We start from the raw sequence: 16,986 nt of genomic DNA, 5'->3' as shown, positions 1-16,986 counted from the left end.
TAGGAAATAGGGATTAAATTGTCTGTGACAGCGTCACATGCATAAGTTGTGCTGCGGCATCATCGCGCAGGGGGGCTTAGGCTTTTGGTTTGCGTGCGATGAAGTCAATCAGCGCGGCGCGGCCCGAATGCCCCGGCCCTTCGTCAAGATGCGCATCGTAATCCGCCTGATGCAGCCACTCCCAATCTGGGCAGGCATCGCGCAGCAAATCCAGTGTCCAAAGATGGTCTTCTGCCTTCGGGCCGCCCGAGGAATTTTCCAGCTGCCGGACAGAAAAACCGTGCAAAAACAAAAGCCCCCCGGGTTTGAGTGCTTGCGCCATGCCACGGAAAATGGCCCCGCGCAGGGCGGGCGGGGCAAACTGGATGAAGACCCCAAAAACGGCGTCATAGGCCCCCACGGGCCAGATATAGCGCGACAGGTCTGCATGTTCTGAGGTGATCGTCACCCCACGTTCTGCGGCCAGCTTGTGCGCCTTGCTGAGGGCGGGTGCGGACCCATCTAACGCATGAACGCACAACCCCTGTGCGGCGAGCCACACTGCATTTCGGCCCTCGCCTTCCGCAACAGAAAGCACATGCGCCCCCCGTGTGAGCCGCCAAGCCTGTGCGGTCACAAAAGCCGCAGGCTCGGTGCCATAGTGGAAATGCTCCCCCGAAAATCGCTCGTCCCAGCTCATGACCTTGCCCCCGCGTCAGTTGCGGCAAATGTGCCGCAACCACGCAAGGATGCAAGCAAGACTTAAGACGAGGTGGTTCCGGGCTTCGCTTTCTTCGGTCGTGAGGCCCGGCGGCGGGTTTCAGGATGCTGCGCCGCCCCCAAGATATGTTCGGCCGAATGCACCACATGGCTTGCATGCCCGACGATCAGCGGATCAGGCGGCGTTACGATCGACAGATCTTTGTCTGGGTAATCAAGCGAGCTGAGGAAGTGGCGCATACAGTTGAGCCGCGCGCGCTTTTTGTCGTTCGATTTCACGATCACCCAAGGCGCATCGGCGGTGTCGGTGTAAAAGAACATCGCCTCTTTCGCCTCGGTGTAATCTTCCCATTTGTCCAAAGAGGCCATGTCGATCGGGCTCAGCTTCCAGCGCTTGAGCGGGTCAGTCGCACGTTCAGAAAACCGGCGGCGCTGTTCGGCTTGGGTGACCGAGAACCAGTATTTGAAAAGCCGAATGCCCGAGCGCACCAGCATCCGCTCAAACTCCGGGGCTTGGCGCATAAACTCTAGGTATTCGGTGGGGCTGCAAAAGCCCATCACTCGCTCCACCCCGGCGCGGTTGTACCAACTGCGGTCGTAAAACACCATTTCGCCGGCTGTGGGCAGCCATTGGATGTAGCGTTGGAAATACCACTGGCCGCGTTCTTCATCGGAGGGTTTGTTCAGCGCCACAACCCGCGCAAACCGTGGGTTCAGATGCTCTGTATAGCGTTTGATCGTGCCGCCCTTGCCCGCCGCATCACGGCCCTCGAACAAGATCACGAATTTCTCGCCCGTCTCCTGCGCCCAGCGTTGCACCTTCAAAAGCTCCGCTTGCAGCTTGGCCTTTTCCTTTTCGTAAGCCGCGCGCGCCATGCGGTGGGCATAAGGATATTTGCCGCTTTCAAAGCCCGCCTTTACCGCTTGAATATGGACCGAGGGGAAGGCCTGCGGGCCGTTCAATGCGCCTTCGCCCGGTGCGGGCTCTGCCTCGGTGGGCATCGCTTTGCCTTCTTTCGGCGCTTTGATTTTGGGCTCTTTTTCGGTGCTTTGTGGCGTCGCTTCGGGGCCGACCTCCCCTTGCCCGGCCTCAGACGTGGCCTGCACCGTCTCCCTGCTGATGTGATCTTCCATACGCAACCCTCCCGACGTTGATCGGTTTCCGCTAGCATAAAGGGGGGAAAACCGCCTTGATGTGGGTCAGGAAGCGATCCGTAAGGCTTTGCCGCTTTGGGCTTTCCTTTGGGGCGCCACAAGCGCAGTCTGGCGCAAAGGGAGGCAGATCATGGTCACGCTTTATGGGGTTTATCGCTCGCGGGCGAGCCGCAACATCTGGGCATTGATGGAGTTGGAACTGGCGTGGTCGCTCAAACCCGTCATTCAAGCCTATCGGCTGGAGGCGCAGGGGATCGACCCGTTGCACCCCGAAGCGCCGTTTAACACCCGCACGGCAGAGTTTTTGCGGCTCTCCCCCGCCGGGGCGATTCCGGTGATGGAGGATGCCGGGCTGGTGCTGAGCGAGTCGCTTGCGATCAACCTTTATCTGGCGCGCAAAGCGGGGGGGCCATTTGCCCCCAAAGACGCCCGCGAAGAGGCGCTGATGGTGCAATGGGCGCTTTACGGGGCGACGGCAATTGAAACGCCTGCGCTCGAGATTTCCTTCGCCTATGCGCGCGGCGAGGCGGCAAGCGAAACGGGCGAGGCGCGGATCACTACCGCGGTGGCGCAACTGCAACGCCCGCTCAAAGCGCTAGAGGCGCATCTTTCCTCGCATAGCCATATGGTCGGCGGGCGCTTCACCGTAGCTGATATCAATATGGCCGAGATACTGCGCTATGCACAGCCGCATGATGCGCTCATGGGGCAATTTCCGCGCGTGAAAGGCTGGCTGGAACTGTGCCAATCCCGCGCGGCTTTCCGCGAGATGTGGGAGACCCGCAACGCCGAACCGGCATAGGAAACCCGTCTGGAGGCGCTTTTAAATCCGGCGCAATTCGGCCTTGGCCACAAGCGGGCCTGTTGCCACACCTGCGGGCGCGCCGCCGCGCGGTTCCTCGGTGATGGCAAGGGTCGCATTGGCGATCACTTGGCGCAGATCGGCCGGGATCGGCATCGCCGCTTGGCCGCGCCGGGGCATCACGCCAAGTGAGATCGGCGCGGCATCCCCGGCAATCAGCCACAATTCAAAGTCGCGCTCGGGCGCGGGAGCGGCGCCGCCCATCGACACGCGCATCTCGCCGGTCTTTTCATTGTAAAGCGCCGCAAGCCGCACCGCGCCATCTTCTGACACCATGTCAGAGACCCACATCCGCCCCTGCGCGGGCATCAGCGGTTCGCCAAGCCACAAAATCGCACCAAGGAAGGCCGCCGAAATGGCCGAGGCACCTGCAAGCCAACGCCAAAGCCCCGAAGACGCCCGCTCCGGCACACCCAAAGCCCGTGCCTCAATCTCTGCCCAAACCCGGCGCGGCGGCGAAACCGGCATCACCTCTTCGGCAAGCGGGTCGAGATGTGCTTCCCAACGCGCCACCTCGCGTGCGAAGTCGGCATCACTCGCGATGCGCCGCGTCACCGCTTGACGCTCGGAAAGCGGCAGCGTGCCGAGCACATATTCGCCCGCAAGCGCAATATCATCGGGTGGCAGGTCACGCATCGCCCAAACACTCCCGCAGCGAAATCAACGACCGGCGCAGCCAAGACCGCATGGTATTGAGCGGCACCTCAAACCGTTCGGCAAGTTCAAGATAGCTTTCGCCCTCCACATAGGCGCGGCGCACGGCCTCGGCCCGCACGCCCTCAAGTTTGCCCATGCAATCCTCAATCCGCCGCCCGTCGGAGGCGCGGATCGCCTCGGCCTCAGGCGTCGGCTCTAGGCTTGGCAGAGCCTCCAAAACCTCGGCCTCGACCCCCCCGGTTTTGCGGGCGCGCAGCCGATCAATGCATAGATTGCGCGCAACGGTGTTGAGCCACGCGGCGGGGCTGGCCACCTCGGGCACGTAACGGTCGGCATTCATCCAGACTTTCACGAAAACATCCTGCAAAGCATCCTCCGCCTCAGCGCGGTCTTGCAAGAGACGCAGGCAGATGCCGAAAAGTTTCGCTCCATGTGCAGAATAAAGCGCAGAAAATGCCGCCCGGTCGCGCAGGGCGGTGCGCGCCAGCAAAGCGCCAAGGTCTGTGCTCTGTGCCGTCATCGGTTCAGGCCCTTTCCTGCGAAACCTTTCGCAGGTGAAATTTTCTAGAATTGATGCAACCTTTAGGCCGCTTCATGCGTATTGCAAGGATGGACAGTGTGCCGCAAGCACACCAGATGCGACACAAAGGGCGAAACATGCGCATTGCAGTGATCGGGGCGGGCATTTCGGGGCTGGGGGCGGCGTGGCTCCTGCGCGGCCACGAGGTGGTGGTGTTCGAGGCGGGCAAACGCATTGGCGGCCACGCCCGCACCATCGAGGTGAAAGGCGTGCCGGTCGATACCGGCTTTTTGGTCTGCAACCGCAAGACCTATCCGCTGTTCACTGGCTTGCTGGACACGCTGGGGGTAGAACTTCAGCCCGCGCCGATGAGTTTCTCTGCCAGCTTTGGCAATGGCGCTTACGAATATGGCACCGGGCGAATGCGAGATTTGTTCGGCCAGCCGCAGCGGCTTTTTGATCGCTCGCATTGGCAGATGATCCGCGACATTCGCCGCTTCATGGCCGAAGCGCAGCATCTGCCGGGCAAAGGCGGGGTGATTGGTGAGGTGATCGCCGAAATGGGCCTGAGCCGCGAATTTCGCGACCGGTTTTTGATGCCGATGTCCGGGGCGATCTGGTCCACCCCGCCGCGCTTCATGCTCGACTTTCCTGCCGATCGGTTTTTGCGTTTCTTTGAAAGCCACGGGCTGATGGGCCACGGCCCGCGCCCCGAATGGCTGACGGTAAAGGGCGGCGCCTCGATCTATGTCGAGGCTTTGGCCCGCGCGGCTGTGGCTGAAATTCGGAAATCCAGCCCGGTGAAAGCGGTGCGCCGCGTCAGCGGTGGTGTCATGGTCGCGACGGCTGCGGGCGAAGAGCGCTTTGATCAGGTGATTATCGCTGCCCATGCGCCCCAAGCTTTGGAGATGCTGGCGATCCCCGATGCAGACGAGGCCGAGATTTTGGGCGCCTTTCAGGTCGAGGCAAACCGGATGGTGCTGCATTCAGATGAAAGCTTCATGCCGCGCCGGCGCAACCTTTGGGCCTCGTGGAACCATGTGACCGCTGCGCCCCCCGGCGGGCTGCGCAACCGCCCGATTTCGATGAGCTATTGGCTGAACCGTCTGCAAGGCGTGCAAAGCGATGCGCCCTTGATCATGACGCTGAACCCCGAACATGAGCCGCATTCGCTCCACCATGAAGTGACCTTCTCGCATCCGCAATTTGATAGCGCCGCTCTTGGCGCGCTGGAGCGGATGGGCGAAATTCAGGGCCGGGGCGGCATTTGGTATGCGGGAGCCTGGACGCGCTACGGCTTCCATGAAGATGGGCTTTTGTCGGCTTTGCGCGTTGCGCAGGCTTTGGGGCGCGATTGGCCGCTTGGCAATGACCCTTGGGCCAATGAACGGCCCGCTTGGTCGCGGGCGTCTCGCCAAGGCTTGGCCGCATGAAGTTCTTCCTTGCTCCTTTGACATTGGTGCTGGCGGTGGCTTTTGCCGCCGCCCCCGTGCTGACGGAGGGGTTTAAGGGTTTCACGCCGGGGCAATTCCCGGTGCCCGCCGATCGTTGGCCGGTTGCGCCAGTCGGTTGGGCTTTTTCTATCTGGGGAGCGATCTATCTTTGGTTGGTGGCCGGGGCCACCTGGGGGTTGGTGCGCGCCCGCACCGCCCCCGCCTGGCAGGCGATGCGCGCCCCCTTGAGCCTAAGCCTTGCGATTGGCGTGCCGTGGATTTGGGTCGCCAATTGGCAACCCGTCGCGGCGGCGGTGATGTTGGTGTTCATGGCCACGACGGCCTTGGCCGCCCTGATCCGTGCGCCGAGTGGGCTTTGGGCGGCGGGGCCCGTGGGGCTTTATGCAGGCTGGCTTTGCGCAGCCACGGCTGTGGCCACCGGGATTGTTTTGGCTGGTCAGGGCGTCTTGTCGGCGCAAGTTGCCTCTGCCCTCACGCTCAGCGCGCTTTTGGTGGTGGGCCTTGCCATGACATGGCGCCGCCCAGATGTGCCAAGCTACGCGCTGGCTGTTGGCTGGGCGCTGATGGGCGTGATCGTCGCCAATTTAAAAGTCGAGAACTTGCCCATTGTGGCGCTGTGCGCGGCGGGCCTTGCTGCGCTGGCGGGCCTTTGGCTGATACGCAGAAGGGAGATGAGATGAAATTCAAAACGATGGCTTTGGCCCTGTTCACAGGCTTTGGCGCATTAGGGGCAAGTGGCAATGCCACCTCCGCCGCGGAACCGCCGAGCTTCACCTTTGCCTCGATTGAGGGCGATACAATTGATACCGCAGAGTTCCGGGGGCACCCGGTCTTGGTGGTCAATACCGCGTCGCTGTGCGGTTTCACCCCGCAACTAGAAGGGCTGCAAAAGCTGCACGAAGAATATGGGCCGAAAGGCTTGGTCGTGCTGGCGGTTCCGTCAGATGACTTCAAGCAAGAACTCGACAGCGCCAAGGAAGTGTCGGAGTTTTGCACGCTGACCTATGGGATCACCCTGCCGATGGCCGATATCACCCATGTGACGGGCGATGACGCGCATCCGTTTTACAAATGGGTGCGGGAGCAGACCGGCTTTGCGCCGCGTTGGAACTTCAACAAGGTGCTGATCGATGGCCAAGGCAATGTGGTCGACACGTGGGGGTCTATGACAAAGCCGGAATCGGGCGATATTCGCCGCGCGTTTGAGCCGCTTTTGCCGGGCGCTTGAGCCCGTGGCAAAGATGCGCCGCAAGGGCGATCTGCCGCAAAAGATTTGCGTGGCTTGTGGCCGCCCCTTTGCATGGCGCAAGAAATGGGCACGCGATTGGGAAGCGGTGCGCTTTTGCTCTGACCGCTGCCGGGGAGAGGCGAAGCGCAAATGACGGGTCGGTTGATTTTTGTTTTGGGGGACCAGCTTTCGCGCGGGCTTTCCGCGCTCGCCGATATAGACCCGTGCCATGATGTAGTGCTGATGGTCGAGGTGCGTGAAGAAGGCACCTATGTCCCCCACCACAAGCAAAAGATCGCGTTCCTCCTTTCGGCGATGCGCCACTTTGCTGCCGATCTGCGCGCGGAAGGAATACGGGTGGATTATGTCCGCTTGGATGAGCCGGAAAACACCCACAGCTTCACCGGAGAACTGGCCCGCGCCGTTACCCGCCACAAGCCACAATCGGTGGTGCTGACTGGGCCGGGGGAATGGCGCGTGGGCGAAATGATCCTGACGTGGCCAGAGGTCTTGGGCGTGCCGGTTGAGGTCCGCGAAGATGACCGCTTCTTTTGCGCGATCAGAGATTTCGCGGAACTCTCCTCACGCGGCAAAACCAAGCGGATGGAGAACTTCTATCGCGAGATGCGCAGGCGCACCGGCTTTTTGATGGAAGCGGGCAAGCCTGTCGGCGGTAAGTGGAATTACGATGCCGAAAACCGCAAGGCCCTGCCCAAAGGCCATAAGCTGCCGAAGCGGCGGCGGTTTACCCCCGATGCAACGACGCGCGAAGTGATGGCGCTGGTGGAGGATCAATTCCCCGATCATTTCGGCGACCTTGATCGCTTCGCTTGGCCCGTCACTCGGGCCGAGGCGCTGCAAGCGCTGGAAGATTTCATCACCCACGCCCTACCCCAGTTTGGCGATTGGCAAGATGCGATGAAGACCGGGGAAGATTTCCTCTACCACGCGCTTTTGTCGCCCGCACTAAACGCGGGGCTTTTGACGGCCTCTGAGGCCTGCGAGGCGGCAGAGGCGGCCTATACCGCAGGCAAAGTGCCGCTCAACGCCGCCGAGGGGTTCATTCGCCAAATCCTTGGCTGGCGCGAATTCGTGCGCGGCCTTTATTGGACCGAAATGCCCGACTATGGGCAAACGAATTTCCTCAATGCCAAGCGGCCCCTGCCGTGGTTCTATTGGTCTGGCCAAACCAAGATGCACTGCATTGCCGAGGTGGTCCGGGGCACGCGCCAAAACGCCTATGCCCATCATATCCAGCGGCTGATGGTGACGGGCAATTTCGCGCTTTTGGCAGGCATTGCCCCCGCCGAGATCGAGGCGTGGTATCTCGCTGTTTATGCCGATGCCTTCGATTGGGTCGAACTGCCCAACACGCATGGGATGGTGGCCCATGCTGATGGCGGGCGGCTTGGCTCCAAACCCTATGCGGCCTCGGCTGCCTATATCGGGCGCATGTCGGATTATTGCCGGGGGTGCCGCTATGATGCCAAGGCCCGCACGGGCGCGAATGCCTGCCCGTTCAACTATCTTTACTGGAACTTCCTGATCACGCATCGCGACAAGTTCGGGGCAAACCCGCGCATGGCCTTGCCCTATAAGGCGCTGGATCGGTTCGATGGTGCCGAGCAAGCCGCGATCTGTGCCGATGCCGAAGACTTCCTTGCCAAAATGAATACGCCGGAGGGCGAGCCTCCGGCGCAGATGTCTTTGGGCGATTGGTAAGCCTTAGCGGCCCCGGATCCGCGGGTCGAGCGCGTCGCGCAGGCCATCACCAATGTAATTGACCGAGAGCACCGTGAGCGAGATCGCGATGCCCGGCAGAACCACCCGCATCGGGTAAAGCTGGATCTGGTCCACCGCATCAAACAAGAGACGGCCCCAAGTCGGGAAGTCCGGCGGGAAGCCAAGGCCAAGGAACGAGAGCGCCGATTCCGTGATGATCGCCGTGGCGATCCCGAGCGTGGCCGAGACCATGATGGGCGACATCACGTTGGGCAGGATGTGCCGCAGCACCATACGCCGCGCGGGCGTGCCAATCGAACGCGCTGCCAGAACGAATTCCCGTTCTTTAATCGCCAGCACCTCCCCGCGCACGATCCGCGCTGTTTGCATCCATGACGTCGCGCCAATCGCGGTGACGATCAGCAAGAAGATCCCGCCCTCCGGCCCGAAGCGCTGCGAAAGCGGTTCGCGGAAGAGCGTCACCATCAACAGCAGCAGCGGCAGCAGCGGCAGCGCCAGAAACAGGTCGGTGAGCCGCATCAGCGGGCTTTCAAGCTTTTTGAAATAGCCCGCCAGAACCCCGATTGTGGTGCCAAGCGACACGGCCAGCGCCATCGCTGTCAGCCCCACAGAGAGCGACACCTTGCCCCCGGCCATCATCCGCGCCAGCAGATCGCGGCCCAATTGGTCGGTGCCCAAGGGGTGCGCCATCGAGAAGCCCTTGTTGCGGGCGCGCAGGTCCACATAGGTGGGCGCCATATCCCACAGCCACGGGCCGATGGTGATGCCGAGCAAAATGGTGATGAAGATCGTCAGCCCGACCAGCGCGCCCTTGTGGGTTTTGAACTGGTCCCAGACATCCCACCATTGGTTGCGGGGCGGGCGGATAGCGGTTGTGGTCTCAGTCATAGCGGATCCGCGGGTCAAGGATGCCGTAAAGCAGATCGGCAATCAGGTTAAAGGTCACGATCAGCGTGGCAAAGATGAAGGTCAGCGTCATCACCATCGGCAGGTCATTGGCGTGGATCGACAAGATCAGCTGCTGGCCGAGCCCGTTCACCTTGAACACCTGTTCGGTGATGATGGCCCCGCCAAAGATTTGCGGCACACCCAGCGCGATGACCGTGATGACGGGGATAAGCGAGTTGCGCAGCACATGGACCAGCACCACGACCTTTTCGGTCAGGCCCTTGGCGCGGGCGGTGCGGACGTAATCTTGCCCAAGATTATCGAGCATCGACGAGCGCATGAACCGGGAGATTTGCGCGGCGTTGTAAAGCGCAAGCACGGTGACTGGCATCACCATTTGGCGAAGTTGCTCTTTGAAGCTCGCCCAATCGGTCACTTGAAGCGTGGTGTCATAGACCGAGGGGAACCACTTTAGCTGCACCGCAAAGATGATGATGAGCGCCACACCCGTGAAGAAGGTCGGCACAGAAAAGCCCACCATCGAGATAAAGGTGCCGAGGTTGTCGAACCACGAATACTGCCGATAGGCCGAGATGATCCCAATCGGCACAGCGATCAGCACGCCGACCACATAGGCCGAGCCGACAACGGTCAGCGTTTGCGGCAGGCGCTCGGCGATGATGTCCATCACCGGCTGGCGCGATTGGAACGAGATCACCCGCTGCGCGCCCTGCGCCAGATCGGTGCCAAAAAGCGTGTCGATCAGGTGCATCGGCTCAATGAAGAACATCTGCTTAAGCCAGAGGAAGTAACGCACATACCACGCGGCATCGAGCCCGAGCGCGGTGCGCATCTTGGCCTTCACCTCTGGCGGAACCGTCAGCGGCACTTGGCCGAGCGGGTCGCCGGGGGCGGCTTCAAGCAGGAGGAAGATCACCAAAGAGATGATCAGAAGCGTCGGGATCGCGATCAGCAATCGTCGCAGGGTGTACTGGAACATCGGCGCCTCGGGGCTTCTCTTTTTACATTTTCGAGGAATGGGAAGGGGCGCTTAGCCATTGGCTTGCGCCCCCGCCCGGGTCAGACCGGCCAAACCGATCTGACCGCAGATTTCAAGGAACGGCTTACTTGATGCGGAACCAGTCCGACGCGTTCCAGATTTCGCTGTCCCAAGTGTTGAGGACAACACCACCAAGCGTGTTGGAATGCGCCGACAGACGGCCACGGTCCACGATCGGCACGATCACATAGCTGTCTTTGGTGAGCATGTCGTTGAGACGTTTGGCGAGCGCCGAACGCTCTTCCATGTCGCCCGTCGCGGTGAGCTGTTTGATCAGCGCATCATATTCCGGGTCACAGAAGCGGTTGATGTTCTCACCCTGCCATTGGCTTTCCGGCTTCGGAGCTTTGTCGCAGGTGTATTGCGCCAGATAGGGCTCCGGGTCGGTGCCGTCGAAGTTGTTGGCGTACATTTCGACATCGGCATAGAATTTTTGGAACGTGTCGGGCGAGCCCGCATCGCCGCCGAAGAACACCGACGGGTCAACCGTTTTCAGTTCGACCTCAACCCCAAGCTCGTTCCACCATTGTTTGATGATCGCTTGGAAGTCCTGACGGATCGCGTTGACCGAGGTTTGGTAGACCAAGCTCAGCTTTTCGCCGTCTTTGTCGAGGATGCCGTCGCCATCGGTGTCGGTCCAACCGGCTTCGGCCAAAAGCGCTTTCGCGCCTTCCATGTCTTGGGTCAGACAGTCGGTGTTGTCGGAGGCATAAAGCTCCGGCGCCGGCACGAGGTTACAGGTCGGGCGACCCGCTTCACCATAGCCGATGTCGACCAGAATTTGACGGTCGATCGCCATCGAGAGCGCCTTGCGCACGCGGATATCCGACAGGATCGGGTGCGGATGCGCAGCGGTCGAACGCTCGCCTTCCGGCAGGTTCGGCGACGGATCGGTCATGTTCATCTCGATCCGCTCAACCAGCGTGCCGAACGCGTTGACGAACTGACCTTTGCCCGCACCCGCAAGCTCTTCTTGCAGTTCGGGCGAGATTTGCGTGTTCCAAGCGTAGTCGAACTCGCCGGTTTCCATCACGGCACGCGCCGCAGCGGTGGCATCGCCGCCGCCTTTCACAAGCGCGGTCGCGAAGGCCGGTTTCGCCGGGTCGCGGTAGTTCGGGTTGGCTTCCAGCATCACCGTGTCATTGGTGCGGAATTCCGTCACGCGGAACGGGCCGGTGCCGATCGGCTTGAAGTTTTCTTCGGTGCAGGTCGAGGCATTCGCGCCGGTGCAATTGGCAAATTGCGCGGCTTGCAGGATCGGCGAGGTCGCGCCGACGAAGGCCATGAACGGGTTCGGCTTCGGCTCATGGAAGCTGACTTTAACGGTCAGGTCATCCAGCGCTTCGACTTTATCAACGCCTTCATAGCGCGCGAGCTGGGCGCAGCCACCGGCCGGGTCCATGCAATAATTCGCGGTGAAAACGGCGTCATGGGCGGTGAACGGCGTGCCATCCGACCATTTCAGGCCCGGAATGATTTTCCAGGTGATGGATTTCAGGTCTTCGGAGATGCCGCCGTTTTCAAGGCTCGGGATCTCGGTCACAAGGCGCGGGATCACCTCGCCCTTCTCGTTGAAGCCCGCGAGCGGCTCCAGTACGAGGCTGCCAACTTCGACGTCTTTCGTGCCCGACGACAGATAGGCGTTCATCGTCGAAACGGCTTGCGCGTACAGGATACGCACTTCGCCATCGGTGCCGCGTTCGGCAAAGGCAGCAGGCGCGAGAATAAGGCTCGCGGCAGCGCCGAGAAGGGCGGTTTTCAACTTCATATCAAGCTTCTCCTTGTTGGAAGTTGGGGTCTTGCAGACTTGCAGATTGCTCCGGGTTGGCCCCGGAGTTTGCCGCCCCGACGGCGGCTTCTTGATAGAGATGGCAGGCCAAGAAATGGCCGGGCGTTACCTCACCAAAGGTCGGCTCCACCTCGCGGCAAATATCCATCACCTTCGGGCAGCGGGTGCAGAAGTTGCAGCCTTTGGGCGGGTTTGCGGGGGAGGGCACATCGCCTTTGAGAATGATCCGGTTGCGCGAGGTTTCGGCATTCGGGTCCGGTTCCGGCACGGCAGACAAAAGCGCCTGCGTGTAGGGGTGCATCGGCGCGTCATAAAGATCGTCGCGGCTCGCCAGTTCAACGATCCGGCCCAGATACATCACCGCCACGCGGTCCGCGATATGGCGCACCATAGAAAGATCGTGGCTGATAAAGAGATAGGTCAAACCAAGGCTGTCTTGCAGCTCTTCCAGCAGGTTCACCACCTGCGCTTGGATCGAGACATCAAGCGCGGCAATCGGCTCGTCACAGACGATGAACTTGGGGTTCAGCGCAAGCGCGCGGGCAATACCGATCCGTTGGCGTTGACCGCCCGAAAACTCATGCGGGTAGCGGTTGGCAAAGTCACGGTTCAGCCCGACCTTGTCCATCAATTCATAAATCCGGGCGAGCTTTTGCGCGCGGTTGAGCGTGGTGTGCTCATCAAGCGGCTCGCCAATGATCCCCGCCACCGTCATGCGCGGGTTCAGGCTGGCTTGCGGGTCTTGGAACACCATCTGCATCCGCGGACGCATGGCGCGCAATTCGCCCGGAGGTGCGGCCAGCACATCTTCGCCGCCCAGCACAACGCGCCCCTCGGTCGGCTCATAAAGCCGCAAGATAGCGCGCCCGCAGGTGGATTTGCCACAACCCGATTCCCCCACAAGGCCAAGCGTCTCGCCCTCGAAGATCGTGAAAGAGATGTCATCGACCGCCTTCACATCGCCGACCTTCTTGCGGAAAAGGCCCGCGGTGATCGGGAAATACATCTTCAGCCCCTCAACTTCGAGAAGCGGAAGGCGGGTCTGGGTGCCGTCAGCCATGCGCAGCCTCCTTCACAGGCGCTTCTGCGCGCGGGGCATCGGTGTCGAAATCCCAAAAACAGGCCGCATCGTGCCCGGGGCCGACATCATAGCGGGCTGGGTTCGCCGCCGCGCAGGCGCCAAAGCGCTGGGTGCAGCGGTCGCGGAACGAACAGGCGCTCGGCGCGGCGCGCAGGATCGGCGGCTGGCCTTCGATCACATTGAGTTTGTCGGCGCGTTCGCCGCGCACAGAGGGCACGGTTTGCAGCAAGGCGCGGGTATAGGGGTGGCGCGGATGGGCGAAGACTTCCTTCACCGGCCCCTGTTCGGCGATTTGGCCGCCATACATCACCATCACCCGATCCGCGATGCCCGCGATCACGCCAAGGTCATGGGTGATCCAGATGATCGCCATGCCGAGTTTTTGGCGCAGGTCTTTCACCAGTTCGAGGATTTGCGCTTGGATCGTCACGTCGAGCGCGGTGGTCGGCTCATCGGCAATCAGCACTTTCGGGTCACAGGCGAGCGCAATGGCAATCATCACCCGCTGCCGCATCCCGCCCGAGAACTGGTGCGGATAGTCTTTCAAGCGCCGCTCGGCATCGGGGATGCCCACCAACTCCAACAGCTCCTTGGCGCGCACATTCGCTTGCGCCTTGGTCATACCCATGTGTTTGAGCAGCGGTTCACGCAGCTGGTAGCCCACGGTAAAAACCGGGTTGAGCGAGGTCATCGGGTCTTGGAAGATAAAGCCAACACCGGGGCCGCGCACGGCGCGCAATTGCGCAGGCGTGCATTTAAGCAGGTCAAGCCCGTCAAACATCACCGAGCCTTCACGCACTTCGGCGGGCGGGCTGGGCAAAAGCCCAATCAGCGACATCATCGTGACCGATTTCCCGGACCCCGATTCCCCGACAACGCCGAGCAGTTCGCCGGGCTTTAGATCGAAAGAGACAGAATTGACGGCATGCACCTCGCCGCCGCGGGTACGAAAGATCGTCTTGAGGCCATTGACCTCCAGCACGGGCTGCGCAGCTTCGCGCATTGCGATCCCCCAGTCTTTTGTTTTTGCACCGTTTTTTGGTGATATTTGTGACGCAAATCACCATTAGGTGAATATATTTGACCGATTGTTAGAGATTTTCGCGGCAGGCGCAAGCGCTAACGGTTGGGGCAGCCTTGCAGGAAGTGCATAGCTCCTGCCCACCGTTCTTGGGTTGACCCTGCCCTTTGCGGGCGCAAGCCTAGGTTCGCTCGCGCGCCCCTCCGCGCCCTTTCCGAAAGATCACTCGATGCGATTCCCGATCCAGGTCGATGACCCCGTTCGTTTTTCTGGCCCGTTGCCAGAGGCTTGCGATGTTGTGGTGATTGGCGCGGGCGTCGCTGGTGTGATGACCGCTTACTACCTTGCGCAAGCGGGGAAGAAGGTTGTGCTGTTGGAAAAGGGGCGTGTCGCGGGCGAACAATCGAGCCGGAACTGGGGATGGGTCCGCCAACAGGGGCGCGACCCGGCCGAACTGCCGATCATGATCGAATCGATGCGGTTGTGGGAGGGCTTTGCAGAACAGCTTGGCCCGGAACTGGGCTTCAAGCGCTGCGGCATCGCCTATATCGCCAACAAGCCTGCCACGATGGAAGGCTATGCGGAATGGGTGGAATTGGCCCGTTCGCATGGGCTCGAAAGCCGTCTGCTGACCCGCTCGGAACTGTCTGACCTTGTACCGCATCACGCGCGCTGGGTTGGGGGCGTTGTCACGCCCTCTGATGCGCGCGCCGAACCCTTTTTCGCCGTGCCGATGCTGGCGGCTTTGGCCGAACAGGCTGGCGTGAGGATTGTTGAAAATTGCGCGGTGCGGGGCCTTGATTTGGCCGCTGGCAAAGTGGCTGGCGTGGTGACCGAACAAGGTCGGTTGCGTTGCGATCAAGTGTTGGTCGCGGCGGGGGCCTGGTCGTCGCTTTTCTTGCGCCATCACGGGCTCTCGCTGCCGCAACTTTCGGTCCGTGCCTCGGTTGCGCAGACCTTGCCGATGCCGGACATGCCCGAAACCTCGGGCGTGGATGATATCTTTGCTTGGCGGCGGCGGTTGGATGGCGGTTTTACACTCGCAGCCGGGGCCACGCATGATTTCTTCTGCGGGCCGGATGCGTTGCGCCATTTCGGCAAATACATTCCGCAAATGCGGCGCGATCTTTCGCAAACGCTAATCCACCCGCGCGCGCCCGCACCGGGCTTCCCCGATGGGTGGCTGACGCAGCGGCGCTGGTCAAATGACCAAGAAACCCCGTTTGAGCGGATGCGGATTTTGAACCCCGTGCCGAACCGCGTGCTGCTGCGCCGGGTGCAGATGGCTTTTGAACGTGCCTTCCCCGATCTTGGCCCGACCCGGCTCTTGCGCACTTGGGCGGGGATGATCGACGTGATGCCCGACACCGTGCCGGTGCTGGATGCTGCACCGATTGACGGGCTCTACGTCGCCACCGGCCTTTCGGGCCATGGCTTTGGCATTGGCCCGGGCGTGGGCCGGGTGATGGCATCGCTGATGCGCGGCGATGCGCCCGGCCATGATTTGACGCGGTTCCGCTGGTCGCGTTTTACCGATGGATCAAAAATCGACATCGGCCCCACCTTCTGAGCTTGCGGGGAACGGGTGAATGAGGAAACCTGTTCCCAGAAGACGCATTTGACGTTCCTCACCAGAAAGAAAAGTAGAACCCTCATGCCCGTTAAGAACCGTTTTGCCGAGTTGCTGCCCGAAATCACCGCATGGCGACGCGATATCCACGAAAACCCCGAACTGCTGTTCGATCTGCCGCGCACCTCGGCCAAAGTGGCGGGCCTTTTGCGCGATTTTGGTTGTGACGAGGTTGTGGAAGGTATAGCGAAAACCGGTGTTGTGGGCGTGATCAAAGGCAAAACCGACACCTCTGGCCGGGTGATTGGCCTGCGCGCCGATATGGATGCGCTGCCGATCTATGAGGCGACGGGGCTGGACTATGCCTCCAAAACGCCGGGCAAAATGCACGCCTGCGGCCACGATGGCCACACCGCAATGCTTTTGGGCGCGGCCAAATATCTGGCCGAAACCCGCAACTTTGACGGCACTGCCGTGATGCTGTTCCAACCCGCCGAAGAGGGCGGCGGCGGTGGCCGGGTCATGGTGGAAGAAGGCGTGATGGAGCGTTTTGGCATCCAAGAAGTGTACGGCATGCACAACTCGCCGGGCATCCCGCTTGGGACTTTTGCGCTGCGTCCGGGCCCGATGATGGCGGCGGCGGATCAATTCGAAGTGGTGGTGACGGGCAAGGGCGGTCATGCCGCCAAACCGCATGAAGGCATTGATACGACGCTCGTGGCCTCGCATATCGTGGTGGCTTTGCAGCAAATTTCTTCGCGCAATGTCGACCCGCTCAAACAAGTGGTGGTCTCGGTCTGCACCTTCCGCACGGAAAGCGAAGCGCATAACGTGATCCCGCAAACCGTGTTGTTGCGCGGCACGGTGCGCACGCTCGAACCCGAAGTGCGTGAATATGTTGAAGGCCGTTTCAAAGCGGTGGTCGAGGGCATCGCCGCGGCGCATGGCGCGACCGTGGCGATCAAATATGACCGTGGCTATCCGGTGACGATGAACGCCCCCGAAAACACCGATTACGCGGTGGCGGTGGCCGAAGCTGTTTCGGGCTCGGTGGATACGGGCGTGGCGCCGTTGATGGGCGGCGAGGATTTCTCCTACATGCTCAACGCGCGTCCGGGGGCCTATATCTTCTTGGGCAATGGCGATACCGCCAGCCTGCACCATCCGGCCTATAACTTCGATGATAACGCGATCCCGTTCGGCTCAAGCTGGTATGCGGGGATGATCGAAAGCCGGATGCCTGCTGCGTAACGCGGACA

The 16,986-nt window shown here is 61.2% G+C and carries 17 protein-coding genes; 8 read left to right on the top strand and 9 right to left on the bottom strand.

Going from position 1 to position 16,986, the window contains the following annotated elements:
- Positions 1–76: 76 nt before the first annotated feature.
- Both CRO18_RS03140 and ppk2 read right to left on the bottom strand, forming a co-directional pair.
- A complete protein-coding gene (locus CRO18_RS03140; protein ID WP_097081021.1) occupies positions 77–679 on the bottom strand; it encodes a cyclopropane-fatty-acyl-phospholipid synthase family protein in 603 nt (200 codons plus the stop codon).
- Positions 680–741: 62 nt separating this feature from the next.
- Complete coding sequence (gene ppk2, locus CRO18_RS03135) at positions 742–1,833, bottom strand: polyphosphate kinase 2 family protein (RefSeq protein ID WP_394341438.1); 1,092 nt, start codon at positions 1,831–1,833, stop codon at positions 742–744.
- A gap of 151 nt (positions 1,834–1,984) precedes the next feature.
- On the opposite strand from ppk2, the gene CRO18_RS03130 reads away from it, so the two are divergent.
- Positions 1,985–2,656 carry a glutathione S-transferase family protein gene (locus tag CRO18_RS03130; RefSeq protein WP_076485291.1) on the top strand — a complete coding sequence of 224 codons (672 nt, stop codon included), beginning with the start codon at positions 1,985–1,987 and terminating at the stop codon, positions 2,654–2,656.
- 21 nt (positions 2,657–2,677) lie between these two features.
- Here CRO18_RS03130 and CRO18_RS03125 read toward each other — a convergent pair whose 3' ends face one another.
- Positions 2,678–3,352 (bottom strand): anti-sigma factor domain-containing protein, encoded by a 675-nt coding sequence (locus tag CRO18_RS03125; protein WP_097081020.1) that lies wholly within the window; start codon positions 3,350–3,352, stop codon positions 2,678–2,680.
- Complete coding sequence (locus CRO18_RS03120) at positions 3,345–3,893, bottom strand: sigma-70 family RNA polymerase sigma factor (RefSeq protein ID WP_076485146.1); 549 nt, start codon at positions 3,891–3,893, stop codon at positions 3,345–3,347. The genes CRO18_RS03125 and CRO18_RS03120 overlap by 8 nt, the downstream gene beginning before the upstream one ends.
- Before the next feature lie 137 nt (positions 3,894–4,030).
- Between CRO18_RS03120 and CRO18_RS03115 the strand changes: the two genes are divergently transcribed.
- From CRO18_RS03115 to CRO18_RS03095, 5 genes are read left to right on the top strand one after another with little or no spacing between them, the layout of a single operon-like run.
- Positions 4,031–5,326 (top strand): NAD(P)/FAD-dependent oxidoreductase, encoded by a 1,296-nt coding sequence (locus CRO18_RS03115; protein ID WP_249275974.1) that lies wholly within the window; start codon positions 4,031–4,033, stop codon positions 5,324–5,326.
- The gene (locus tag CRO18_RS03110) at positions 5,323–6,027 is read left to right on the top strand and encodes a hypothetical protein (RefSeq protein ID WP_097081018.1); all 705 of its coding nucleotides are present in this window, start codon (positions 5,323–5,325) and stop codon (positions 6,025–6,027) included. The genes CRO18_RS03115 and CRO18_RS03110 overlap by 4 nt, the downstream gene beginning before the upstream one ends.
- A complete protein-coding gene (locus CRO18_RS03105) occupies positions 6,024–6,575 on the top strand; it encodes a glutathione peroxidase (RefSeq protein ID WP_097081017.1) in 552 nt (183 codons plus the stop codon). Before CRO18_RS03110 ends, CRO18_RS03105 begins: the two co-directional genes overlap by 4 nt.
- Before the next feature lie 4 nt (positions 6,576–6,579).
- Positions 6,580–6,729: a DUF2256 domain-containing protein gene (locus CRO18_RS03100; RefSeq protein ID WP_170952544.1), complete on the top strand. Its 150-nt coding sequence runs from the start codon at positions 6,580–6,582 to the stop codon at positions 6,727–6,729.
- Positions 6,726–8,297 (top strand): cryptochrome/photolyase family protein, encoded by a 1,572-nt coding sequence (locus CRO18_RS03095; RefSeq protein WP_097081015.1) that lies wholly within the window; start codon positions 6,726–6,728, stop codon positions 8,295–8,297. Before CRO18_RS03100 ends, CRO18_RS03095 begins: the two co-directional genes overlap by 4 nt.
- Before the next feature lie 3 nt (positions 8,298–8,300).
- On the opposite strand, the gene CRO18_RS03090 is transcribed toward CRO18_RS03095, so the two are convergent.
- From CRO18_RS03090 to CRO18_RS03070, 5 genes are all read right to left on the bottom strand, one after another.
- A complete protein-coding gene (locus tag CRO18_RS03090; RefSeq protein ID WP_083952166.1) occupies positions 8,301–9,206 on the bottom strand; it encodes an ABC transporter permease in 906 nt (301 codons plus the stop codon).
- Positions 9,199–10,206, bottom strand: a complete 1,008-nt coding sequence (locus CRO18_RS03085) for an ABC transporter permease (RefSeq protein WP_097081014.1) — start codon at positions 10,204–10,206, stop codon at positions 9,199–9,201. The genes CRO18_RS03090 and CRO18_RS03085 overlap by 8 nt, the downstream gene beginning before the upstream one ends.
- Before the next feature lie 124 nt (positions 10,207–10,330).
- Complete coding sequence (locus CRO18_RS03080; RefSeq protein ID WP_076485153.1) at positions 10,331–12,034, bottom strand: peptide ABC transporter substrate-binding protein; 1,704 nt, start codon at positions 12,032–12,034, stop codon at positions 10,331–10,333.
- A gap of 1 nt (position 12,035) precedes the next feature.
- Positions 12,036–13,115, bottom strand: a complete 1,080-nt coding sequence (locus tag CRO18_RS03075) for an ABC transporter ATP-binding protein (RefSeq protein ID WP_076485154.1) — start codon at positions 13,113–13,115, stop codon at positions 12,036–12,038.
- Positions 13,108–14,139, bottom strand: a complete 1,032-nt coding sequence (locus CRO18_RS03070) for an ABC transporter ATP-binding protein (protein ID WP_097081013.1) — start codon at positions 14,137–14,139, stop codon at positions 13,108–13,110. Before CRO18_RS03070 ends, CRO18_RS03075 begins: the two co-directional genes overlap by 8 nt.
- 247 nt (positions 14,140–14,386) lie before the next feature.
- On the opposite strand from CRO18_RS03070, the gene CRO18_RS03065 reads away from it, so the two are divergent.
- Both CRO18_RS03065 and CRO18_RS03060 read left to right on the top strand, forming a co-directional pair.
- Positions 14,387–15,727 carry an FAD-binding oxidoreductase gene (locus tag CRO18_RS03065; RefSeq protein WP_097081012.1) on the top strand — a complete coding sequence of 447 codons (1,341 nt, stop codon included), beginning with the start codon at positions 14,387–14,389 and terminating at the stop codon, positions 15,725–15,727.
- 84 nt (positions 15,728–15,811) lie between these two features.
- Positions 15,812–16,978, top strand: coding sequence for a M20 aminoacylase family protein (locus CRO18_RS03060; protein WP_076485156.1), 1,167 nt, complete (start codon positions 15,812–15,814; stop codon positions 16,976–16,978).
- Positions 16,979–16,986 lie beyond the last annotated feature (8 nt).

The organism is Rhodobacter sp. JA431 (genome assembly GCF_900217725.1).
In the GTDB taxonomy this organism is placed as follows: Bacteria; Pseudomonadota; Alphaproteobacteria; order Rhodobacterales; family Rhodobacteraceae; genus Rhodobacter; species Rhodobacter aestuarii.
The sequence above is the reverse complement of the archived record's forward strand: the minus strand, read 5'-3'. Positions and strand labels throughout refer to the sequence as shown.